Origin of the sequence: Formosa sp. Hel1_31_208, from assembly GCF_900104785.1 — a bacterium.
Lineage (GTDB): Bacteria > Bacteroidota > Bacteroidia > Flavobacteriales > Flavobacteriaceae > Psychroserpens.
Map to the genome: position 1 here is coordinate 86,605 of NZ_LT629733.1, position 22,062 is coordinate 108,666.

Sequence of the window (22,062 nt, forward strand, 5' to 3'; positions counted from 1 at the left end):
TTATTTAAATCCTTTTAATTTCTCTTTTGTGAACTCTGAAAGCACTAATCGTCCACTAGTTTGTGCACGTTCTGCTAATAAATCATCCCAATCATCTGTTCCTTTCCAAAACACTTTTTTCATCTCCATCATCGCCTCTGTATTATAGGTACATAAATGTTCTGCTGTTGCTTTTACAGCATCGTCTAATGCTTCTGTACTCTCATAGACATGTGTAAACAGACCTTTTTGTTTTGCCCATTCTGCGGGATAAAATGAATTAGCATCTATGGCAATTTGCGACATCGCACTTAAACCCATTTTACGTTCAATGGCTGGGCCAACAACAAATGGTCCGATGCCAATATTCAATTCACTCAATTTGATAGCAGCAAATTTTGTTGCCATACAATAATCGGTTGAAGCGGCTAAACCTACACCACCTCCAACAGTTTTGCCTTGGATGCGTCCGATAATAAATTTCGGACATTGACGCATGGCGTTAATCACATTAGCAAACCCAGAAAAAAACACTTTTCCAGTGGCTGGATCATTAATAGTGATGAGTTCGTTAAAACTTGCTCCAGCACAAAACGTTCGATCACCTCCACTTTTTAAAACAATAACTTTGATGTCATCATTTTGTCCAGCTTCAGTTATCGTCTGCGCTAGTTTTGCTAAAACATGTCCTGGTAAGGAGTTGTGTGCAGGATGAAAAAACTCAATGTATCCTACTTCGTTTTCTATAGTTTGTTTAACGTATGCTTCTGTCATGATAAATTATAATAATCCAAATTGTTCAAAGTGATGATTTAAATGTTTCCGTTCTAATAAATACCACTCGTATCTTTTTAATTCACCAAACACCATATTATTTAAAATAGCATCTGGATGTTCTTTGAAAAATGTGAGATAGGCTTGTCTTTGCGTCTTAAATTTTTCTATTGCTGTTACTAAGTCGTCATATCTTAACTGATCTAATGTGTCTTTTTCCAACAATGGAAATCTTGAATTCTGTGGAAACTTGTCGTAGTTATATAAACTATTTTTAACTTTTTCTAATATTTTTTCTGGTGTAGCCACTTCAAAATCTTGAATATCCCCAGCAGCAATTTTATACGTGTATTCTAGATGTTCAATCATATGTTGAGGGGTCATGATTCCCCATTTAGGCTTCGCATCCTCTTTCAATTTTGACAAACATTCTTCAATTTTCGCATCGGTCATTTCAATAAACGTCTCTTGCTTTTTTTGCACCATGGTTAAAATAGTAGCAATTGCTACTAACTCATCTTCGGCATCAAATACTTCAACGAACCATTTTACAATACCGCTCGGATGTTCGGCAGATGCCACATCACGATCTATTTTTTGTTTACATGTTAATCTTACATACACCGTATCATTATGATACAATGGTCGTAAGAATCTACATTCTTCTAATCCGTAGTTTGCTGCTACTGGTCCTTTATTTGGATATACAAACAATCCTGCTGCCGCTGAGATAATAAAATAGCCATGCGCAGTTCTTTTTTCAAAAATACTGCCGTCTAAAGAGGTGATATCTGTATGTGCGTAAAAATGATCCCAAGTCAAATTCGCAAAGTTGATAATATCAGTATCTGTAAAGGTACGCTTGTGAGTTTTGAGAGACATTCCTGGTTGGATATCTTCCCAATGGTATTGAAATGGATGTTGTTCTGCTTCCTTGTATTTAGCATTTTGTTGGTAAATACCTGTAATTTCAGTAATCGTTGTTGGAGAACCTTGAATGGCGGTGCGTTGCAAGTAATGTTTAATACCACGCATACCTCCCATTTCTTCTCCACCTCCAGCACGTCCTGGACCTCCATGCACTAAATAAGGTAAGGGTGAACCATGACCTGTACTTTCTTTTGCACTTTCTCTGTTGAGCACTAATATTCTGCCGTGATGACTTGCCGCATTTATCACATAATCTTTGGCTATTTTATCGTCATTAGTAGCTATTGAAGACACTAACGAGCCTTTACCCATTTGAGCTAGAGTAATCGCTTCATCTAGATTTTTATATGGCATTATGGTACTTACTGGACCAAAAGCTTCACGCTCGTGAATTACAGTATTTTGGAACGGATGATCAGTACGTAATAATATTGGACTAATGAAAGCACCTTTTTTCGCGTCTGCTCCAATGGTTTCAATTGTATCTAAATCACCATAAACAATTTGTGCTTCTTTTGCTAAATCATTTACTGAATCTCTTACCGCTTGCACTTGCTGATGACTTACCAGTGACCCCATTCTCACTTCTTTTAATCTTGGATCACCTATAGTGACTTTATCCAACGCTTTCCCAAGGGAAATTTGAACATCCTCAACTAAATTCTCAGGAACAATTATTCGTCTAATCGCCGTACATTTTTGTCCCGCTTTAACGGTCATTTCTTTACGCACTTCTTTAATAAATAAATCAAATTCTGGTGTTCCTGGAATAGCATCTTCACCTAATATCGAAGCATTCAATGAATCGGCTTCCATAGTAAATGGCACAGACTCTTGAATTAATCTAGGATGCGCTTTTAATAATCGCCCAGTTGCAGCTGAACCTGTAAAGGTTACTACATCTTGAGACTCTACAGTATCTAGAATTGATTTTACGGTGCCGTTAATAATCTGTAGTGCACCTTCTGGTAAAATCCCAGAATCAATAATTGTTCTCGCTACCGCTTCTGCCAAGTATGAAGATGATGGCGCTGGTAATACCACTGCGGGCACACCTGCCATCCAATTCACTGCACACTTTTCTAACATTCCCCATACTGGAAAATTGAAAGCGTTAATATGTACAGCTACCCCTTTTTTAGGCACCATAATATGATGAGCCATAAATCGACCACCACGCGATAAGTCGATAGGATCGCCTTCAACATGAAATGGCTGATTAGGAAACAACTTTCTTAAAGACGCATTGGCGAATAAATTACCAAAACCACCTTCAATGTCTATCCAGCTATCAACTTTCGTTGCCCCTGTTCTATAACTTAACTCATAAAAAGCATCCTTTCTTTTCGTCAAATACAAGGCTAAAGTCTTTAGCATGTTTCCACGCTCTTGAAAGGTCATTTTACGAAGTTTCTCACCACCTTGAGTTCTTCCGTAATTCAAAATTTCAGGGATATCTAGGCCTTCAATAGCGATACTTGTAAAGGCTTCACCAGTTATGGCATCGAGAATTGGAGTCCCTTCTTCTTTTCCACTGACCCATTGACCTTGAACGTAATGTTGTATTTTTTCCATAATTAAACGCGTTCTATAATTGCTGCATACCCTTGTCCGACACCAATACACATGGTGATTAAGGCATATTTTTTATTCTGTTCGTGTAACTCTAAAGCCGCAGAGTAGGCTATTCTTGCCCCAGTAACACCTAATGGATGACCAATAGCAATCGAACCTCCATTTGGGTTTAATCTCGAATCATCATCTGCCAAGCCCCAAGCTCTTGTGCAAGCTAATGCTTGAGCTGCAAAGGCTTCATTTAATTCAATGATATCCATATCTTCCATCGTCAAACCTGCTTTTTCCAAAGCCTTGTTAGACGCTTGAACTGGACCAATTCCCATGATTCTTGGTTCTACGCCAACCACTGCAGAACTTACTATTCTAGCTAATGGCTTTAAGTTGTATTTTTTAACTGCATCTTCTGATGCTATAATCGTTGCTGCCGCTCCGTCATTTAAACCTGACGAGTTTCCTGCCGTCACACTTCCACCTTCTTTTTTAAATGCCCCTCTTAGCTTTCCAAGAACGTCCAAAGATGTATTTGGTTTTACAAACTCATCTTTAGAAAATAGAATTGGGTCCTTTTTACGCTGGGGAATTTCAACGGTTACAATTTCTTTTGCTAATCGACCATTTTCTTGAGCTTTAGTCGCTTTCGTCTGGCTCCAATAGGCAAACTTATCTTGGTCTTCTCTTGAGATGTTATATTTCTCTACTAGATTTTCTGCGGTATTTCCCATGGCGTCAGTTCCATATAGTTCTTGCATTTTCGGATTGATAAATCGCCATCCGAAACTAGAGTCATACATTTTGGAGTCGTTACCAAAAGCACTTGAGGGTTTTGCGATGACGTATGGTCCACGTGTCATGTTTTCAACACCTCCAGAAATAAATAGGTCTCCATCGCCTGCTTTGATTGCGCGATTGGCATGAATAATTGCTGACAATCCTGAGCTACATAAACGATTCACTGTCTCTCCAGGAACGGTAAATGGCAAGCCTGCTAATAAAGATGACATTCTCGCAACGTTACGATTATCTTCTCCAGCTTGGTTTGCACATCCCATAATGACATCATCATAAGCTTCTTTTGGAATGTTTGGATTTCTTTTTACGACTTCGGAAATCACTAATGCTCCTAAATCATCTGTTCTTACAGCAGATAAGGTGCCTTTGTAATTTCCTATTGGTGTCCTTACTCCGTCTATTATATATGCTTCTTTCATTTGATGTTTTCTATTTTCTTTAATTGTTCAAATGTAATCTTCGATTTCATATTAGTCTTCCCAATCTTTTTGTGTTCTGTATACAACCCCTTTAAACAGTGCCACTAATTCATGTCCACGTTTCACTTCAATAATATTGAACCCAAGTTTCTTATTTACTTTTTCTATCACAGATTCTGCAACCAAATAATCGCCTTCATCTAAGGCCTCAATATGATTTATACTTGTCTCAATAGACACTGCGTATTTCCCATGTGTGTTGGCTGCAAAACCAAATGCGGTGTCTGCCAATGAATAACTAATTCCGCCATGGGCTTTGTTCATGCTATTAAGCATATCTTTTCGGATGGTCATGGCGACTTTACAGCGACCAATCTCACATTCTAAAATCTCGATCCCTAACCATTGGCTAAAGGCATCTTGACTTAACATTTTATATGGAATTTGCTCTCCTTTCATTTAAAAGAAGGTGTTATTCTCTTTATTCATTTTTCGTAATAATGGGCTACAACGGTATCTGTCTTCGTGATAATTGTCGTACAATTCATCTAATTTAGACACACACCAATCGATACCTTTTTCATCTGCCCATGCCAATAAACCTTTAGGATAATTAACTCCTTTTGTCATGGCATTATCGATATCTTCAGCTGATGCAATATTTAAAAACAGAGCATCTGCCGCTTCATTGATTAACATCACTAAAACACGATCAAATATGTGTTGTCCGAGTTTATTCTTTTGAGATTCTGAAACCAGTTTAGAATGACGAGGTACTATCTTACCATTTTGATCATAATCATAATAGCCTTTACCCGACTTTCTGCCGTAATACCCTGCTTCAGCAAATCGTTTTTGTGTGAATGCTGGTTTATATCTAGGATCAAAATAAAAGGCTGTAAAAACGGTTTCTGTAACCGTATAATTCACATCATTACCTATAAAATCCATGAGCTCAAATGGTCCCATTCTAAAACCTCCTATCGTCTTTAAACTCCAATCTATTGTTTCAAAATCAGCAATTCCTTCTTCATATAATCGTAAGGCTTCTCCATAGAATGGTCTAGCTACTCTATTGACGATAAAACCAGGTGTATCTTTGGCTACGGCCACCACTTTTTTCCATTCAGTAATCGTTTGGACCGATGTTTCTAGAACTGCCTTTGATGTTTGAATTGCTGGGATTACTTCCACCAATTTCATTAGAGGAGCTGGATTAAAAAAGTGAATCCCAATGCAACGCTCAGGTTTATTTAAAGCGGCTGCAATTGAAGCAATAGATAAACTGGATGTGTTTGATGCGATGATGCAATCGTCTGCTACATAGCTTTCCAATTCTGAAAAGACTTTTTTCTTGATATCAAGATTTTCTAGAATCGCTTCAATAGTCAAGTTTGAATCTGCTAACGCTTTCAAACTATCTACATAAGAGATATTAGATTGAATTCTATCTTTTTCAGCAGAATCGATACGCCCTTTTTCGATAAGACGTGATAATATTTTTTCTAGAGCAGCTTTAGCTTTATTTAAAGCAGCTTGATTAGTATCGTATAATTTAACGTTGCAACCAGCTGTAGCTGCTACTTGAGCGATACCACTTCCCATTGTTCCTGAACCTATAATGCCTACGTTCATATTTATTTACCTTTGAATTGTGGTTTACGTTTTTCAATAAAAGCAGCAACACCTTCGGCATAATCTTCACTTTGTGCCGCCTCAATTTGTAATTTTGACTCTAAAGCCAGTTGTTCATCTAGCGTATTTGTCATTGATTTATTAAATAACTCTTTAATTAACCCGAGAGCTTTTGTTGGCATATTCGCTAATTTTACTGCTGTATTTTGAGCTTCCTCCTCAAAATTTTCTAAAGCAGTCACTTTGTAGATCATACCTAATCGCTCGGCTTCTTCAGCAGTCACTTTATCGCCTAACATGGCTAAAGCCAATGCTTTTTGGAAGCCTATTAATCGTGGTAAAAAAAATGTTCCTGCACTATCAGGAACCAAACCAATTAGACTAAACGCTTGAATAAAGCTTACTTTTTCATGCGCAATAACAATATCACAAGCTAAAGCAATGTTTGCTCCTGCTCCAGCTGCCACGCCATTTACAGCTGCAATAATTGGTTTTTTAATACTTCTAATTCTGGCAATAATTGGGTTGTAATGTTCTTCAAGAATTTTTTTAAACCCCGGATTCAATTCTGGATTGGTGACTTCTTTTAAGTCTTGTCCTGCACAAAAAGCTTTTCCGTTTCCTGTGAGAACAATTGCTCTTACATCATTATTAGATTCGCAGTCATCCATAATAGACTGGAGGCTTAACGCCATTTCACGATTGAAACTATTAAATACTTCTGGTCTATTGAGCGTTATATACGCGACCTTATTTTCAATTTTTAATAGAATTGAATTATTGCTCATACCTGATTTTCTTATGCGTTAAGGATTAAGGCTTTGTTGGAGCTCCTTAAAATTTTTAATTTTAAGAGCGACTGCCGCAAGCCTGACCCTTGGGTAACGCTATACTTATTTTAAACATTTAAAATAGTCGAAAGGTTCTTGGCAATCCTCACACTGAAATTGTGCTTTGCAGGCCGTTGAACCAAATTGACTAACCATTCGTGTGTTTTGAGACCCACAATTGGTACATTTTACAATGCGCTTGCCATGAAGCAATACCTCTTTATCAGCATCGGCTTCTAAAGGAGCTGCTATCCCGTAATCTTCCAGTGCTTTTCGTCCGCGCGGTGTTATCCAGTCGGTCGTCCAAGCTGGATGCAAGATCAAGTCAATTTCAGACTCATAACCAGCATCTTTTAATGCTTTTTTAATATCATCTCCAATGACATCCATAGCAGGACATCCACTGTAGGTTGGTGTAATTTCTACTTTGACTTTTCCATTAATAATAATGGCCGACCTCACTACGCCCATATCCATAATTGACAACACTGGAATTTCAGGATCTGAGACCTTTTCCAGTATTGAAATTAAACTACCGTCTATATGTTGTTCTGTTGTTGTCATGTTTTTAAACCTCCCAGCTATGAGCGAGGCGACATTTCTTTTACCATTCCATGTTTGGATATGCGCGTTGCATGTATTGTAATTCGGCTAGGATATATCCCATATACTCTGTATGAATCCCATTTTTACCACCTTTTTGGAAGTACTTTAATTGAGGAACCTCCAATGTTGCTTCTCCCAACACTTCATTTAGACGTGTGTAATAGGCGTCTTTTAATGTCGTAACATCAACTCCAATGCCTTCAGCGACCATGGCTTTATCAGCATCAGTTTGATGAAATAACTCATCTGTATACCGCCAAAGATCATTAATGGCCTCTTGCATTTTTGCGTTACTCTCTTCAGTACCATCGCCTAGACGTTTGATCCAATCTGAGGAAAATCGTTCGTGATAGCTCACTTCCTTTATGCATTTATTAGCAATGGCTGATAAGGTTAAGTCTGTACTCTTTTGCAATTCTCCTAGAAATGCAAGGTGATATACATCAAATAAAAATTGCCTACCAATAGTAAAGGCAAAATTCGTATTGGGCTGTTCTACCAATAGTACATTTTTATAGTCACGCTCTTTTCTGAGCATTGCAATATCGTCTTCAGAACGCCCATCTCCGGCTATTTTTCCTGCATATTGAAAATAGCTTCGTACTTGTCCGAATAAATCTAAAGAAATATTGGTACAAGCAATATCAGTTTCTAAACTTGGACCATGTCCTGTTATTTCACCTAGGCGTTGACCGAGAATTAATGAATTATCAGCAATACCGAGGATATAATTATATAAATTTTCGTTTTTCATTTTAACTGTAAAACCTCTCGACTCTGCTCGAGGTGTTGTTTTAGTTATTGTTAATTATACAATTCCCACACAAGTTGGGACTCATAAGAGTATTACATGTGTTTTATCTCATCTGGCACATCATAAAATGTGGGATGACGATACACTTTATCTTGAGCAGGCTCAAATAATTCTCCGTTATTTTCAGGATTTGAAGCGGTAATATGTTTTGATTCTACCACCCAAATACTTACACCTTCATTACGTCTTGTATAGACATCACGGGCATTCTCTAGGGCCATTTCTGCATCTGCAGCATGGAGGCTTCCGAAGTGCCTGTGTTCTAATCCGTTTTTACTTCTCACGAAGATTTCCCAAAGCGGCCAGTTTTTTGTTGACATAAGCTTATAGTTTTAAACTGCTTGTTTTTCTTTTCTTGTTCGTTTTTTTTCTGCATGTACCATGGCAGCATCACGCACCCACTCTCCATTTTCCCATGCACCAACACGTGCTTTCATTCGTTCTTTGTTCATTGGACCGTGCCCTTTGACTACTTGCCAGAATTCGTCCCAATCAATAGCTCCAAAATCATAACTCTGACGCTCTTCATTCCATTTTAGGTCTGGATCTGGAATCGTTAAGCCTAAAACATCTGCCTGAGGCACCGTTTGATCAATAAATTGTTGGCGCAATTCATCGTTAGTTTTACGTTTTAATTTCCATTTCATGGACTGTTCGGTATGCACAGATTTGTCATCTGTTGGACCTAACATCATTAAACTTGGCCACCACCAGCGATTTAATGCGTCTTGAGCCATATCTTTTTGCTCAGGGGTTCCATTTGCAAGTTTTAACATGATTTCAAAACCTTGTCTCTGATGAAAGCTTTCTTCTTTACATACACGAATCATAGCTCTTGCATAAGGACCATAAGAGGTATTGCATAATGGCACTTGATTAATGATAGCGGCACCGTCAACCAACCATCCAACAGCACCCATATCTGCCCACGTAAGAGCAGGATAGTTGAAGATACTTGAATATTTTGCTTTACCAGAATGAAGTTGTTGGTACAATTCATCTCGAGAGACTCCTAAAGTTTCACATGCGCTGTATAAGTACAGCCCATGACCGGCTTCATCTTGCACTTTTGCCAATAAGGCTACTTTACGTCGTAACGAAGGCGCTCTGGAAATCCAGTTCCCTTCAGGTAACATCCCAACAATTTCAGAATGTGCATGCTGAGAAATTTGCCTAATATGTGTCTGTCGATACTTTTCGGGCATCCAATCTTTTGGTTCAATTTTCTCATCACGCGAAATGCGCTCATCGAATTGTCTTTCTAAACTTCTAATTTGTTCTTCACTCATAGTTTTTAGCTTTTAGCTGTTGGCTTGAGGCCACAAGCGAGTTTCTTTTTCTTTTTCATTTATGTTGATTGATGTAAACTTCTCATATCATTTATACATCAAAATCCACTACTACTTTTTCAGCTGTTGGAACAGCTTGACAACTTAATACGAGTTGCTGTGACACTTCTTTTTCGTCTAGTGCATAATTGATTTTCATTTCCACAGACCCCTCTATAACTTTACATTTACAAGTGCTACATACCCCTCCTTTACATGCAAAAGGCAAATCGGCTCCGGCATTTAAAGCCGCATCCAAAATATTATCATAATCTTTAGTCATGGTAAACTCAAATTCTTTACCACCATCAACAATTGTAATTTCTACACCATCAACATTTTGTTGCGCGAGACGTTCAGCCCTTTTAATATCTTCTTCTGACAATCCCGACACAAACAGCTCGAAATGCACCAGTTCTTTTGGTAGTCCCTTGTTTATGAGATACTCACTTACATAATTTACCATTTTTTCTGGACCACAAAGAAACACTTCACTTGTATCAGGAATATCGATAAATGTTTTTGTGAGAACTTGCATTTTATCGTCATCAAATCTTCCATTAAACAACTCGATATCTCGACGTTCTTTAGTTAAGAAATAGTAGATTTCTAATCTTCCAAAAAAGGCATTTCTTAGTTGCTCAAGCTCTTCTTTAAAGATAATAGATTTAGCCGTCTTATTTACATAAAACAACTTACATGTCGAATTTGGTTCTACTTTAAGATGTGTCTTTATCATGGACAAAACTGGCGTTATCCCGCTACCTGCAGCAAAGAATAAATAGTTTTTATGTTCTTCCGGTTTAACAGGAACTCCAAATGTTCCACTTGGCACCATCACTTCGAGATGGTCACCAGTTTTCAACTCTTCATTAATAAAGGTTGAAAATTTTCCGCCTGGAATTAGCTTAACCGCTACTTTCCATTCGTGTTCAATAGGACTTGAACACAACGAATATGATCGACGCACGTCTTCGCCATTGATATCAGCTTTTAAGGTCAAATGCTGTCCTTGTCTAAACTCATACACCTCCTTTAATTCTGAAGGAACCTCAAAAGTAACCACAGAAGTATCTTCAGTTTCTTTATATATATCTGCAACTTTTAAGTTGTGAAATTCTGCCATATCTAATCCTGAATCTTTTAACTAACACTTGTTAGTTTGGTGAACAAAGATACAAAATATAATTCTTAACTAATTGTTAATTCCTTCAATGAGAACATCACTAAGGCTCTGAGCTAAATCCTTTGCGTTAAGGTCTTCTTTTTTGGGTATCCATAGGTAGAGTGAACGCAATGTTGTAAGCATTGAAAACATAATAAGTTCTGGATTATTCTGTTTGACTTCAGCGGTAGAGATTCCTTCTTCTATAATCGCAAGAAAGTTCGCTTCATACTCATTTCTCAATTGCAAGTAATACTCCAATTGATCCTCGAGATGCATCCAATCATTATTTAATGATGCCATGCCATTTGTATTTAAAGCGGTAATATTGACATGTAATGACACAATTGCTTTAAGCTTTTCAATCGTGGATATTTCAGATAAAATAATAGTTTGCATTCCAGTTGTAAACGCCTCTGCAATATCAATAATAATAGCTTTTAGGATGTCTTGCTTAGAATTGATGTGGTTATACAAACTAGCGGCTTTCATGCCCATGGCAGTTGCTAAATCACGCATGGTCACAGCGCTGTAGCCCTTTTCTTTGAAAAGTCTAGCTGCGGTGGTGATAATTTCATCCTTACGTGTTTCTTGCTTCATTTAAAACTTAATATTTTGCAAGGCATCAATTTCAGTAATTGGAGACCCATCATACTGAAGTGTCCAGCCTAATGAATTCGTCAAAATATAGAATTTCGCTAATTCGCTAATTAATCGGTTTTGTGCATTCAATTTCAAGTCTGATGCTTCCACTTTCTTCATCAATGAGGCTCTAACCGTTGCTTTGATGTCATTATAGTCTTGAGCTTCAAATTGATTAAAGAAATCGGCCTGAATGTCATAATATTCAAAATCTGGACTGATTGTAATTTCTTCTTCTGGGATGGATAAAATTAGAAGTGTTTTGCTAGTTTCATCAATTTCATATTCTATTTGACTCAAATCGTAACCAATGGTGACATCGGCATTAACAATAACTATAGCTTGTTTTTTAGCTTCGAGTAAATCGCCAAATATGGCTTTAGAATTTTTATAGGTAAACACTTCACTAAAGTGACCTTCAGTCACTACAAGTTTACCAACATTTCTCACCTGTTCTTTTATAAGTGCCGAATGTTCTTGAAGCACCATCTTATCCTCTCTTTTATCTCCACAATATTTGAACGTGAACAAAATGATAAGCGTAATGACAACTCCAAAAACTATTTTTCTCATATCGACTACTTTTTAAGCTCTAACTTTTCAGCAAAATAATCACAAAAATCTTTCATAGTTGCGGTCATTTTTTCATCTTGCGTTGCTCTATAGAATGTATTGCTCATTTCAACTAGCGTTTGATGAAAAAATTGCTTCATTTCATCAACAGGCATATCTTTGGTCCAAAGGTCAATACGCAAGGTTTCTTTTGCATTCGAATCCCAAACTGCTAGCATCATTGCTTTCGCCTCTTCATTTGTAATCCCTCCATCTTCGGCGGTCCAATGCAATTGTTCTGGAACTTTATTTTCGTCTAATTGCACTTTAAGTTCAATAGTTGATGTATGATTCTTTCCCATTATTTAGGTGGTTTATAATTTGATTTATTAAATATTTCCGCTGCTTCAGTTTGCAACATTTCTTTGAGAGACACCTTATTATTTCTCATATAAGCTCTCACAATTTGCCAGCCCAAAAACTGACCTAGGCGTCCTGGAGTTTCATTATCAATCTCTAAATAAAATTTCGAGAATGGTGCATCTGCAATAAATCGTGCGGGCAAACTACTATCTGAATCGAATAACATTTCATTTTCTACAAAATGTGTCCATATCATATCTTCGTTAGCTATTGCAAATTCTAGTTGCTGTTCTGTATAACCTATTTTTTCAGCGTCCGTTTTAAAAGGAATCATTTTATCTTTAAAATACAATTGCTTTCCAAAAAATATCATTTCGTCTAACAAGGTCTTTTTCTCAGTTTGAAAAATTTGCTTTTCGCTATATGCCTTTGCCAGATCAACAACTATTTGAGAGGGCCTCATGTTTTCGGCCAGATATTGTGGAATATTATTGTAGAATTCATGATCACTCCCTAAATAATTATCTATGGCGACTAGAACAATTGTATCCGTAACGGCAATTTTAGTTCTGTATTTTACAAAATTGGTCAATGTAATTACTCGAGGCTCACGAAAACTTTTATCATAATATTTCAAATGTTGAAATAACCGTTGAATGTCTGTAGTTACCGTTTTGAAATCACCGAACTTGGTATTTGTTGCGTCGTGTAATGCTAACTGAAAAGAATCTCTCATTCGTTCTATCCAAATGGAATCGGGAATGTTTTTAGAAAACAAAAACGGGAAGCCCGATTTCAAACTTGATAATTCGTTTGGTTTTGCAGATGCAAATGCACGATCAAAACGTTCAACGATAAAACTAGTTTCAATTTTTGAAATTTTAGCCTCCAAGGCGTCATCACTTTTGCAACTCAAGAATGTGACTAATAATAGACTTAATATGGTAAATTGTTTCATATGTGACTTTACAAAAACTTAATTAGAGTAAATTTTTATAACTAACGCTATTACATTATTTTTGTTACGCAAAGGTACTTATTCTTTGCAAAAAATCTCATTAAAATGCAAACAGAAAAAGTTGTAGACCATATTGTAAATTGGCTAAAGAACTATGCCATGAATGCTCGTGTCAATGGATTTGTTATTGGAATTTCTGGCGGAATAGACTCTGCAGTTACCTCATCACTTTGCGCCAAAACAGGATTAGAAGTTTTATGCATTGAAATGCCAATTCATCAAGCCGCTAGTCATGTAAGCAGAGCGCAAGAACATATTACTCATTTGAAATCACGTTATTCTAATGTAAGAGCTACTCGAGTAGATTTGACACCTGTTTTTGAAGAGTTTAAAACCGAAGTCTCACTTGATGGCACACAAACTACTGTTGATATGGCTTTGGCTAATACGAGAGCTAGATTAAGAATGACTGCCCTATACTATCACGCGGGTCTACTTGGAATGCTAGTAGCTGGTACTGGGAATAAAGTTGAAGATTTCGGTGTTGGTTTTTACACAAAATATGGTGATGGCGGAGTCGATTTGAGCCCGATTGCCGATCTTCTAAAGTCTGAAGTCTATAAGATTGGTGAATACCTTGAAGTACCCGAATCCATTATGAAAGCAGCACCTAGTGATGGGCTTTTTGGCGATGCGCGTAGTGATGAAGATCAAATTGGTGCTTCTTATCCCGAATTAGAATGGGCCATGGAAATGAAAGATCAAGGACAAACAGAAGATGATTTTGAAGGACGCCAAAAGCAAGTGTTTCAAATCTTTATGAGATACAATCGCTCAAATACTCACAAAATGATTCCGATTCCAATTTGTGAAATTCCTAAAAATTTAAAGTAATCCTTGTCTTTATTGCCTTAAATTAAGGTTTATATTGATTTTTTTAGTAATTTTATAAGGCAAATCTCCACATTCTTGAATTTATTTTTTTAAGTTCTGGCACCTAATACCAAATAACCAACTAACTAACTAATTAATTAATATATTATGATCAAGGTACTCGTCGTTGACAATCATCCTATCGTAACTACTGGATTTAAACTTTTGTTTGAAAATCATGATGAAATTCAAGTTATAGGCACCGTTAGTAACGGTGTTGATATATTTGAATTTGTGAGACGGCACGATGTTGATGTTATTGTTTCAGAAATAGAACTTCCAGAGTTGAATGGAATTACAGCACTAAGAGCCATAAAAAAAGAACATGGCCACATCAATATTGTAATGTTTAGTTATCATCCTGAAGAAATTTATGCTATTAGCACTATAAAAGCTGGTGCATCTGGATATGTTTCAAAGTCCGAATCTATTGAAGTTATCATTAAAGCTATTAAAAAAGCTTATCAGGGTGAAATTCACTTAAGTGATAAAATGTCTAAACACCTCAATTACAATGACACCAAACAATCTAAAAGCAGAATTTACAAACGCTTATCAACTCGTGAAGTTGAAGTATTAAAATTGTTATCCTCTGGAAAAAAGAACAAAGAAATTGCTCAAGAACTGGATATTAATGAAAAAACAGTAAGCACCTACAAAGCTAGATTGTTTAAAAAGTTAAATGTTACAAATCTTATTGATTTAGTCAACCAAGGAAAGCAGTTAGACATTACATAATTCTCTCAACCTACAACCTTCCCCAGTTTTCTTGAGAGTAACATTTTTAAACCAACGTAGTCTTTTATATCCTCTAGAATGCTTCGTGAATTTGCGTTTTCTCTCAAGGTATCATTTTGATACTCTGATACTTTTTTATCAATCAAATAACATCTTAAGGTCAAAATGGTTTGTGTTACTAGCTGCGAAACTGTGTGCTTTTTTTCCTTCGGAATAATATTATTTCGTTCCCAATCATGTAATCTATAGCGCTCATCATTCATCAATATCGTGGTAACATCGCTCGCTAACTGTTGGTCGAGTTTGTTCACAAAATTTTTAGTTGAAAATTCAGGATCCTGATGCAACGTATCAATAATGGTATAGTATAGGGTCTTAAAATTCGGGTTTGAAAACTGCATTTCATCTTCTTGTAAATCCAGGTAAATTTTCTCAAAGACTTTCGCACTATGAATAACAGGCTCAAGGTCTAATTCACCATCTTCCGTTTCCTTTAAGACTAAATCTTCAAAGTCTTCGGTCTCGGTTCCATAGAGTAATAAAATCTCAATAATCTTACGTTCCAATTCGTATTGCAAATCTACTTTTGGTGCTTTAATTTCAGGTTTAACAACATCAAACGCTTTTTGTTGTGACTTGTAATTTTTGTTCGCTTCTTGTAACTCTTTTTTATCAATTTGAGCAAGCGTACTAAATAAGACATCTTCACTTATATCCATGATTCGTGAACACTCTTGAATATAGATCTCTTTTTTAATTTGATCTGGAATTTTAGCAATGCTATTAACAATATCTCTTATGGTTTCTGCTTTTTTTATTGGATCGTTATTCGCTTCTTTAATTAATAAAGAGGCTTTGAACTGAATAAAATCCTGAGCGTTACCTTTTAGATAGGTTTGAAGTTCTTCTAACGTATTTTGTTTTGCAAAACTGTCTGGGTCTTCTCCTTGCGGAAAACCACACACTTTGACATTCATTCCTTGTTCTAGAATGAGGTCAATACCGCGAAGTGAGGCTCTAATTCCAGCAGCATCACCATCAAAAAGCACCGTTATGTTATTGGTCAAACGGTTTACGAGTCTAATCTGCTCAGGGGTAAGCGCCGTTCCTGAAGATGCAACGACATTCTTGATTCCAGTTTGATAAAATTGAATGACATCGGTATAACCTTCCACCAAATAACAATTGTCTTCTTTTGCTATATGTTGTTTAGCATGATAAATTCCGTAAAGTATTTTACTTTTATGGTAGACTTCACTTTCTGGTGAGTTTAAATATTTAGCCGCTTTTTTATCGGCAGTTAAAATTCGACCTCCAAACCCGAGTATACGACCACTCATACTATGTATTGGAAACATCACACGACCCTTAAATCGGTCAAACTTCTTATCTGGTTTTACTATGGTGAGCCCAGTTTTATCGAGATAATCTATGAGATAACCTTTTTTAAGAGCTTCATCTGTAAAGCCTTGCCATTCGTCAAGACAATATCCTAAATTGAATTGTTTAATGGTGTCGTTGGTAAAGCCCCGTTCTTTAAAATAGCTCAAACCAATGGCTTGCCCTTGATCGGTTTTAAACATTACTCGTTCAAAATAATCTTTAGCAAATTCATTGACGAGATACAAACTCTCACGTTCATTAGCTTCTTGTTTCTGTTCGTCAGTTTGTTCTGTCTCTTCTATTTCAATATTGTATTTTTTAGCTAAGTATTTTATCGCTTCAGGATATGTGAAATGTTCGTGTTCCATTAAAAAGGTCACGGCATTTCCACCTTTTCCGCTAGAAAAATCTTTCCAAATTTGCTTAACGGGAGACACCATAAAACTTGGTGAACGTTCATCACTAAACGGACTCAAGCCTTTAAAGTTACTTCCTGCTTTTTTCAATTGCACAAAATCGCCTATCACCTCCTCAACTCGAGCGGTTTCAAATACTTGTTCTATGGTGGATTTTGATATCAATTTCTAAATTATTAGAGAACTGTAAATTTAGGCTATTATTAGAAAACAAAAAAGCTCCATGACGAATATACATGGAGCTTTTTATGGATTGATTGATTAGACTAATCCAAATCGAGTCGGAATCCTAATGAAATATTATTTTGCTCAACCGTTTGATCTTTAAAAAGTGGATTGAGATCATATTTAGCATAGAGTGCTAGGTCTCCAAAACCAACGTAGGCACTTAGACCATAAACAAAATTTGAAACATTATAGTTACGTCTAATCTTGTCTTTGACACGATCGCCATCTACTTTGTATTTTAATTTTTGCTGTGTTCCAACTCTGAAGCCACCATAAGCTCCTATTCCAACCTTAAATTGATTATCTGTGGTATATCTAATTCTGTTATCATATTCTCTCTTTCTTGACGGACCAAACTCAAGGTGCATTGGAAATACCAGATTAGTAACTCTAAATTGAGACTTGTTTAATTCTAAAGGGAATTCTTGTAATGTAGTTGCATTCCCATCTTGAACAAAGTAGAGATTATCCTTAATATTGAGTTTATTCCATTGAAATGAAAATCCATAATTCAATCGAAAAAAGTTAGAATCTTTCAATAAGCGTGTACTCCAAACCCAACCTAACTCCACAAATCCAGAACCACCGATTTTGTATGGTGAATCGTCCAAACTTTGACCATCAATGAGAGTATTATTAATTCCAATAGCAAAAAGAAGCTTATTACTTGTTCGAATATCATACTTAGGAGGTGTTTTATTCCCTGTGTTAATTGACAAGCCTATTCTACCTCCATTTTCGCTATCTGTCACAAAACCAATATAAGAGACATTACCACTGTCTAAATCTTCTTTATATGGATTTCTCTTTATTAATTCTATTCTTTTATCAATGATAGCTAATCGGTCTTCTATATTTGCAGCTCTTTTTTTTGCAGCTTCTTTTTTTAATTGCTCAGCTTCATCAGCAGTAATTTTACCATCATTTAATCTCTTATTAATGGCTTCTACTTCTGCCTTTAAGTATTCTCGTTCTTGAGTTTCAATATTCTTTTTTGTTTCTATTAAGGTATTAATCTGCATTTGTTTAAATGCATTTGAAGTTTCAATAATAGAATCTTTTTGTTTTTCTTGTGCCGTTACGCTGGTTGTTATAAAACAAAAGGTAAGCAGCACTACATACTTTGTAATAGTGTTCATAATGTTTGTTTTTTAATGATGAATATTAATTAATTGTTACGCTCGGCTACAGCAGTTTTTACCGTTTTATAACTTGATTTTAAAGTTTCAAATACTCTAGTTCTAAACGATTGTTCGAGATCATCTTCAACGTCTTGAAGTAATGCATTAGCGTCTACCGTTCGAGTTGTTTCATTATATATCTGTTGTCTGACTATATCTTTTTCTGCCTGTTTTAAAAGGTTTTCAATTTCGGCATCGGTAACGGTTCCATTTTTGGTTTCTAAATCTTTTATTTGGTTCACCACCTCAACTACCTTGGCTTCATCTAAGGTTAGTTTATTAACAGGCAATTCTTGTTTTTTGATTGCACGTTCATTCACCATCGCAACAGATTGTTCTGACGCACTTGTATTAATGAGTTCCTTTTGATTAGCATTTTCAACGTTCCTTCCTTCGGAAATAGCAGTTACTTGCACTTCCGTCTTTTGTATTATTAGGTTTTTCGTCGTTTCTATCTTTTCCGCTTTCACATCCTGAAGAGCATCGTCGTTTGAATTCGCCATTTCAGTTTGTTTGGATGCTTCCAGTTCTATACTTTCTTTATTTTTAGTAGCATTCTTAATTTCAGTATCGACGACTTTTGGCAATAGCGTTGCATCTTCCGAAGTATTGAAAAATAAGGTCGAGACAAACAATACACCAATGATACTAGCGGCTATTCCGATATATAAATACAGGCCTTTATTGTTCTTTTTGTCATGAGTGTTCAGTCTCTCAGCTAAGGAATTCCAAGCATCACTAGATGGTTCTAGTATTCGCTTTTCTAACTTATCTTTAATGTTCTCGTCAAACTTAATTGGTGCCATAACTTGTTGTGTTTATGTCCTTAATTTTTTTCTGAAGCATTTGTCGTGCTTTAAACAATTGTGATTTGGAAGTGCCTTCTGAAATGTTCAATAACTCTCCAATTTCACTGTGCTTGTAGCCTTCTATCGCATACATGACAAATACCATTTTATAACCTTCTGGAAGCTCATCAATGATTTGTTGAATTTGAGCAACTTCAATTTGAGACTCTACATTATTGTATTGCTCCTGATGGACAACTTCATCTTCAACAGAAAATTCTACATGTTTTTGCTGTCTCAAAAACGAAATAGATTCTCTAACCATAATTCGTCTTAACCAACCTTCAAAACTCCCTTCATTTTTAAAAGTTTTCATATGAGTAAAGGCTTTAAAAAACCCAGTTAACATCACAGACTCGGCATGTTGTATGTCTTTGATATAGTAGCGACAAACACTCAACATTTTTGGCGCATGAATTTCAAACAACATATGCTGAGCATCACGTTTTCCTTTTGCTGCTTTTTTAATAAGCGCTGTATTATTCTTCTGATGTAGTTGAATGACTTTCAAAATAACTTTCGTTTGGTCTTCTATTTATAAAGACGCAAAAATCGTGAAAAAGGTTGCCTAAGTATAGAAAAAAAATTATAATGCTTGATTACCAGTTAAATACATGTTATTTTTTTCTGTCTATAACGTAATTCACCATTAATTCTAAGGCTATTTTATACTCAGACTCGGGATAGTGATTTAAAATTTGAAGCGCTTCTTCCTGAAATTGCTTCATTTTAGAAACGGCATAATCGAGACCATCATTTGCTTTAACAAAAGTGATAACTTCCTTGACGCGCTTTTTGTCTTTATTGTGGTTTTTCACAGAATTGATTAACCAGGACTTGTCTTTTTTAGAACAATTATTGAGGACGTATATAAGCGGAAGCGTCATTTTTTGTTCTTTGATATCGATGCCTGTCGGTTTACCGATAGCCTCTTGACCATAATCAAACAAATCATCTTTGATTTGAAAGGCCATCCCAATTAATTCACCAAATTTTCGCATAGATTCAACATCGGGAGAATTAGGTTTTACCGATGCCGCACCCAAACTGCAACAAGCAGCAATAAGGGTTGCTGTTTTTTGCCTAATGATTTCAAAATAAATTTTTTCTGTAATATCTAATTGACGTGCTTTTTCAATTTGTAACAACTCTCCTTCACTCATTTCACGCACAGCGACAGAAATTATTTTTAGAAGATCAAAATCATTATTATCAATTGACAATAGCAAACCTTTTGATAATAGATAATCTCCAATAAGCACTGCTATTTTATTCTTCCAAAGAGCATTTATTGAGAAAAACCCGCGTCTGCGGTTACTATCATCTACCACGTCATCATGCACTAGAGTCGCAGTATGTATTAGTTCTATAACCGAGGCTCCTCTATAAGTGCGCTCGCTTACTTGTCCGTTATCAACCATCTTTGCCACTAAAAACACAAACATAGGTCGCATTTGCTTCCCTTTTCGGTTGACAATGTAATGGGTAATTCGATTTAATAACGCAACTTTACTAGACATGGAGAGCAAGAACTTTTGTTCAAAAAGCTCCATTTCATAGGCAATCGGTTGTTTTATTTGTTCAGTAATCTTCAATTATCGCGGGAATTCTTTTGTGGTTTTTACAAAATTACTAATTAAGTCGCTATAGAACTGAATAACTAAAAATAATTAGATAAAATTTAAGACTTAAAAAAAGCTGTTTTATAATTTTTGTATATTTAATAGCTAATTAATTCAAAATCCATACTTTATGAAAAAAATTACTTTATTATTTTTATGCTTAATCGCATTTCATTTTGGTCAAGCTCAAAATGATTGTGCTAGCGCATTACCAGTAACTGCTGGTACAACCACTGTGAGTGGTTATGATGGCGCCTTACCAAACCCAGATTGTGCGGAAAATGCCGGTCTAGACCCAAGAGAATTTGGAGAATGGTATGTGTTTACTGCCACTGTAGATGGTGTTGTTAATGTTACTACCGACATCCCAGCAAATATTGGAGGTGACACACGATTACATGTCTATTCTGGAACTTGTGTAGCCCTCACTTGTGTGGCTGGTTCTGATGATGTAGACGGAACTAACTTCCTTTCAGATGTGACCTTTCCTGTGACAATTGGTGAGACTTTTTATATCGCATGGGACAATCAATGGTCTGATGCTGCCTTTGATTTTGTTATAACAGAAACCAGTGTCTCTTGTAATTACACCTTACCATTTGCAGAAACATATGATGATGGAAATGCGTTTTCTGTCTGCTACATAACTGAAGATTTAGATGGTGACACCATTTCATGGATTTCACAACAAGATTTAGATTTAGATGGCGACTTAATCCCTGAAACATTTGCAACTAATGGTAATTCAACAGCAGGTGCTAAAGATGACTGGCTATTTTCTCCAGCACTAGACCTAACTGGCGGAACAGATTACACCGTAACGTCTATTTTTAATACCTTTTCAGGAAATGGAAGTTTAGAAGCATTTTTAGTGAATTCAGCGTCATCAGCTGCCACTATACAATTACCACTATTTTCTCAAACGAATATTGCACCAATGGGAGATTTTGCAACGTTAGAAACCATGGCTTATCAGGAAATTAATACGGTCATTCCGCCCACTGATGGAGACTGGCACATCGCATACCATTCTTTTGGCCCTGCTTCAAGCGGGTTCATTTTGCTATTTGATACAGAATTAGAAGCGACACTTAGTGTAGAGGAATTCAATTCTAATGTATTTACACATGCTTATAATAAAACAAATGACTTATTGAGTTTACAATCGTCTAACCTAGCGTTTGATGCTATTGTTATTTACAATATTCTTGGTCAAGAAGTCATTAACAAATCTTTATCCCAAACGGAAGAAACCGTGGAAATGAAGACATTGAAAGACGGTATTTATTTGGCTAACGTGTCCATACAAGGCCAAAGTAAAACGATTAAAATTCTAAAGAATTAAATAAAG

The 22,062-nt window shown here is 36.1% G+C and carries 23 protein-coding genes; 3 read left to right on the plus strand and 20 right to left on the minus strand.

The annotated features are described in order from the left end of the window. From BLT57_RS00355 to gldB, 15 genes are all read right to left on the minus strand, one after another. Positions 1 to 753: an enoyl-CoA hydratase/isomerase family protein gene (locus tag BLT57_RS00355; RefSeq protein WP_091420681.1), complete on the minus strand. Its 753-nt coding sequence runs from the start codon at positions 751 to 753 to the stop codon at positions 1 to 3. Positions 754 to 759: 6 nt separating this feature from the next. Then, a complete protein-coding gene (gene paaZ, locus BLT57_RS00360) occupies positions 760 to 3,258 on the minus strand; it encodes a phenylacetic acid degradation bifunctional protein PaaZ (RefSeq protein ID WP_091420683.1) in 2,499 nt (832 codons plus the stop codon). 2 nt (positions 3,259 to 3,260) lie between these two features. Next, complete coding sequence (pcaF, locus tag BLT57_RS00365) at positions 3,261 to 4,469, minus strand: 3-oxoadipyl-CoA thiolase (RefSeq protein ID WP_091420686.1); 1,209 nt, start codon at positions 4,467 to 4,469, stop codon at positions 3,261 to 3,263. A gap of 51 nt (positions 4,470 to 4,520) precedes the next feature. After that, entirely contained in the window at positions 4,521 to 4,928 is a 408-nt protein-coding gene (locus BLT57_RS00370; RefSeq protein WP_091420689.1) for a PaaI family thioesterase, read from the minus strand. Next, complete coding sequence (locus BLT57_RS00375) at positions 4,929 to 6,104, minus strand: 3-hydroxyacyl-CoA dehydrogenase NAD-binding domain-containing protein (RefSeq protein ID WP_091420691.1); 1,176 nt, start codon at positions 6,102 to 6,104, stop codon at positions 4,929 to 4,931. 2 nt (positions 6,105 to 6,106) lie between these two features. Then, on the minus strand, positions 6,107 to 6,892 hold the full coding sequence (locus tag BLT57_RS00380) for an enoyl-CoA hydratase-related protein (RefSeq protein ID WP_091420694.1): 786 nt from the start codon (positions 6,890 to 6,892) through the stop codon (positions 6,107 to 6,109). A gap of 105 nt (positions 6,893 to 6,997) precedes the next feature. Continuing rightward, positions 6,998 to 7,498: a 1,2-phenylacetyl-CoA epoxidase subunit PaaD gene (gene paaD, locus BLT57_RS00385; protein WP_091420697.1), complete on the minus strand. Its 501-nt coding sequence runs from the start codon at positions 7,496 to 7,498 to the stop codon at positions 6,998 to 7,000. A 40-nt stretch (positions 7,499 to 7,538) separates the two neighbouring features. After that, positions 7,539 to 8,294: a 1,2-phenylacetyl-CoA epoxidase subunit PaaC gene (gene paaC / locus BLT57_RS00390; RefSeq protein WP_091420699.1), complete on the minus strand. Its 756-nt coding sequence runs from the start codon at positions 8,292 to 8,294 to the stop codon at positions 7,539 to 7,541. Between the two features lie 92 nt (positions 8,295 to 8,386). After that, the gene (gene paaB, locus BLT57_RS00395; protein WP_091420702.1) at positions 8,387 to 8,674 is read right to left on the minus strand and encodes a 1,2-phenylacetyl-CoA epoxidase subunit PaaB; all 288 of its coding nucleotides are present in this window, start codon (positions 8,672 to 8,674) and stop codon (positions 8,387 to 8,389) included. Positions 8,675 to 8,686: 12 nt separating this feature from the next. Then, entirely contained in the window at positions 8,687 to 9,643 is a 957-nt protein-coding gene (paaA, locus tag BLT57_RS00400) for a 1,2-phenylacetyl-CoA epoxidase subunit PaaA (protein ID WP_091420705.1), read from the minus strand. 91 nt (positions 9,644 to 9,734) lie between these two features. After that, a complete protein-coding gene (locus tag BLT57_RS00405; RefSeq protein ID WP_091420709.1) occupies positions 9,735 to 10,808 on the minus strand; it encodes a 2Fe-2S iron-sulfur cluster-binding protein in 1,074 nt (357 codons plus the stop codon). 69 nt (positions 10,809 to 10,877) lie between these two features. Further along, positions 10,878 to 11,447 (minus strand): TetR/AcrR family transcriptional regulator, encoded by a 570-nt coding sequence (locus BLT57_RS00410; protein WP_091420712.1) that lies wholly within the window; start codon positions 11,445 to 11,447, stop codon positions 10,878 to 10,880. Then, positions 11,448 to 12,062, minus strand: coding sequence for a DUF4230 domain-containing protein (locus BLT57_RS00415; RefSeq protein WP_091420715.1), 615 nt, complete (start codon positions 12,060 to 12,062; stop codon positions 11,448 to 11,450). It lies immediately after the preceding gene. 5 nt (positions 12,063 to 12,067) lie between these two features. Continuing rightward, on the minus strand, positions 12,068 to 12,403 hold the full coding sequence (gene gldC / locus BLT57_RS00420) for a gliding motility protein GldC (RefSeq protein WP_091420719.1): 336 nt from the start codon (positions 12,401 to 12,403) through the stop codon (positions 12,068 to 12,070). After that, positions 12,403 to 13,362, minus strand: coding sequence for a gliding motility lipoprotein GldB (gene gldB / locus BLT57_RS00425; RefSeq protein WP_091420722.1), 960 nt, complete (start codon positions 13,360 to 13,362; stop codon positions 12,403 to 12,405). The genes gldC and gldB overlap by 1 nt, the downstream gene beginning before the upstream one ends. Positions 13,363 to 13,467: 105 nt before the next feature. On the opposite strand from gldB, the gene nadE reads away from it, so the two are divergent. Next, on the plus strand, positions 13,468 to 14,256 hold the full coding sequence (nadE, locus tag BLT57_RS00430; protein WP_091420725.1) for an NAD(+) synthase: 789 nt from the start codon (positions 13,468 to 13,470) through the stop codon (positions 14,254 to 14,256). 147 nt (positions 14,257 to 14,403) lie between these two features. Then, positions 14,404 to 15,033: a response regulator transcription factor gene (locus BLT57_RS00435; RefSeq protein WP_091420729.1), complete on the plus strand. Its 630-nt coding sequence runs from the start codon at positions 14,404 to 14,406 to the stop codon at positions 15,031 to 15,033. 5 nt (positions 15,034 to 15,038) lie between these two features. Here BLT57_RS00435 and dnaG read toward each other — a convergent pair whose 3' ends face one another. The 5 genes from dnaG to BLT57_RS00460 all read right to left on the minus strand — a co-directional run bounded on the left by dnaG (position 15,039) and on the right by BLT57_RS00460 (position 20,684). Beyond that, entirely contained in the window at positions 15,039 to 16,997 is a 1,959-nt protein-coding gene (gene dnaG / locus BLT57_RS00440; RefSeq protein ID WP_091420733.1) for a DNA primase, read from the minus strand. 101 nt (positions 16,998 to 17,098) lie between these two features. After that, positions 17,099 to 18,199 carry a hypothetical protein gene (locus BLT57_RS00445; protein WP_091420735.1) on the minus strand — a complete coding sequence of 367 codons (1,101 nt, stop codon included), beginning with the start codon at positions 18,197 to 18,199 and terminating at the stop codon, positions 17,099 to 17,101. Positions 18,200 to 18,228: 29 nt separating this feature from the next. Further along, on the minus strand, positions 18,229 to 19,047 hold the full coding sequence (locus BLT57_RS00450; protein ID WP_091420737.1) for a hypothetical protein: 819 nt from the start codon (positions 19,045 to 19,047) through the stop codon (positions 18,229 to 18,231). Continuing rightward, positions 19,034 to 19,600: an RNA polymerase sigma factor gene (locus tag BLT57_RS00455; protein ID WP_091420740.1), complete on the minus strand. Its 567-nt coding sequence runs from the start codon at positions 19,598 to 19,600 to the stop codon at positions 19,034 to 19,036. Before BLT57_RS00455 ends, BLT57_RS00450 begins: the two co-directional genes overlap by 14 nt. 106 nt (positions 19,601 to 19,706) lie before the next feature. Beyond that, positions 19,707 to 20,684: a polyprenyl synthetase family protein gene (locus BLT57_RS00460; protein ID WP_091420745.1), complete on the minus strand. Its 978-nt coding sequence runs from the start codon at positions 20,682 to 20,684 to the stop codon at positions 19,707 to 19,709. Between the two features lie 157 nt (positions 20,685 to 20,841). Between BLT57_RS00460 and BLT57_RS00465 the strand changes: the two genes are divergently transcribed. Beyond that, positions 20,842 to 22,056, plus strand: a complete 1,215-nt coding sequence (locus tag BLT57_RS00465; RefSeq protein ID WP_091420747.1) for a T9SS type A sorting domain-containing protein — start codon at positions 20,842 to 20,844, stop codon at positions 22,054 to 22,056. Positions 22,057 to 22,062 lie beyond the last annotated feature (6 nt).

Bases quoted from the DNA above. Each gene is read 5' to 3' on its own strand.
- BLT57_RS00450 (WP_091420737.1), bottom strand. From the start codon at position 19,047: ATGGCACCAATTAAGTTTGACGAGAACATTAAAGATAAGTTAGAAAAG.
- pcaF (WP_091420686.1), bottom strand. From the start codon at position 4,469: ATGAAAGAAGCATATATAATAGACGGAGTAAGGACACCAATAGGAAAT.
- gldC (WP_091420719.1), bottom strand. From the start codon at position 12,403: ATGGGAAAGAATCATACATCAACTATTGAACTTAAAGTGCAATTAGAC.
- paaC (WP_091420699.1), bottom strand. From the start codon at position 8,294: ATGAAAAACGAAAATTTATATAATTATATCCTCGGTATTGCTGATAAT.
- gldB (WP_091420722.1), bottom strand. From the start codon at position 13,362: ATGAAACAATTTACCATATTAAGTCTATTATTAGTCACATTCTTGAGT.
- BLT57_RS00405 (WP_091420709.1), bottom strand. From the start codon at position 10,808: ATGGCAGAATTTCACAACTTAAAAGTTGCAGATATATATAAAGAAACT.
- BLT57_RS00465 (WP_091420747.1), top strand. From the start codon at position 20,842: ATGAAAAAAATTACTTTATTATTTTTATGCTTAATCGCATTTCATTTT.
- BLT57_RS00445 (WP_091420735.1), bottom strand. From the start codon at position 18,199: ATGAACACTATTACAAAGTATGTAGTGCTGCTTACCTTTTGTTTTATA.
- BLT57_RS00375 (WP_091420691.1), bottom strand. From the start codon at position 6,104: ATGAACGTAGGCATTATAGGTTCAGGAACAATGGGAAGTGGTATCGCT.
- nadE (WP_091420725.1), top strand. From the start codon at position 13,468: ATGCAAACAGAAAAAGTTGTAGACCATATTGTAAATTGGCTAAAGAAC.
- paaB (WP_091420702.1), bottom strand. From the start codon at position 8,674: ATGTCAACAAAAAACTGGCCGCTTTGGGAAATCTTCGTGAGAAGTAAA.
- BLT57_RS00380 (WP_091420694.1), bottom strand. From the start codon at position 6,892: ATGAGCAATAATTCAATTCTATTAAAAATTGAAAATAAGGTCGCGTAT.
- BLT57_RS00415 (WP_091420715.1), bottom strand. From the start codon at position 12,062: ATGAGAAAAATAGTTTTTGGAGTTGTCATTACGCTTATCATTTTGTTC.
- paaZ (WP_091420683.1), bottom strand. From the start codon at position 3,258: ATGGAAAAAATACAACATTACGTTCAAGGTCAATGGGTCAGTGGAAAA.
- paaD (WP_091420697.1), bottom strand. From the start codon at position 7,498: ATGACAACAACAGAACAACATATAGACGGTAGTTTAATTTCAATACTG.
- BLT57_RS00435 (WP_091420729.1), top strand. From the start codon at position 14,404: ATGATCAAGGTACTCGTCGTTGACAATCATCCTATCGTAACTACTGGA.
- paaA (WP_091420705.1), bottom strand. From the start codon at position 9,643: ATGAGTGAAGAACAAATTAGAAGTTTAGAAAGACAATTCGATGAGCGC.
- BLT57_RS00370 (WP_091420689.1), bottom strand. From the start codon at position 4,928: ATGAAAGGAGAGCAAATTCCATATAAAATGTTAAGTCAAGATGCCTTT.
- BLT57_RS00410 (WP_091420712.1), bottom strand. From the start codon at position 11,447: ATGAAGCAAGAAACACGTAAGGATGAAATTATCACCACCGCAGCTAGA.
- BLT57_RS00355 (WP_091420681.1), bottom strand. From the start codon at position 753: ATGACAGAAGCATACGTTAAACAAACTATAGAAAACGAAGTAGGATAC.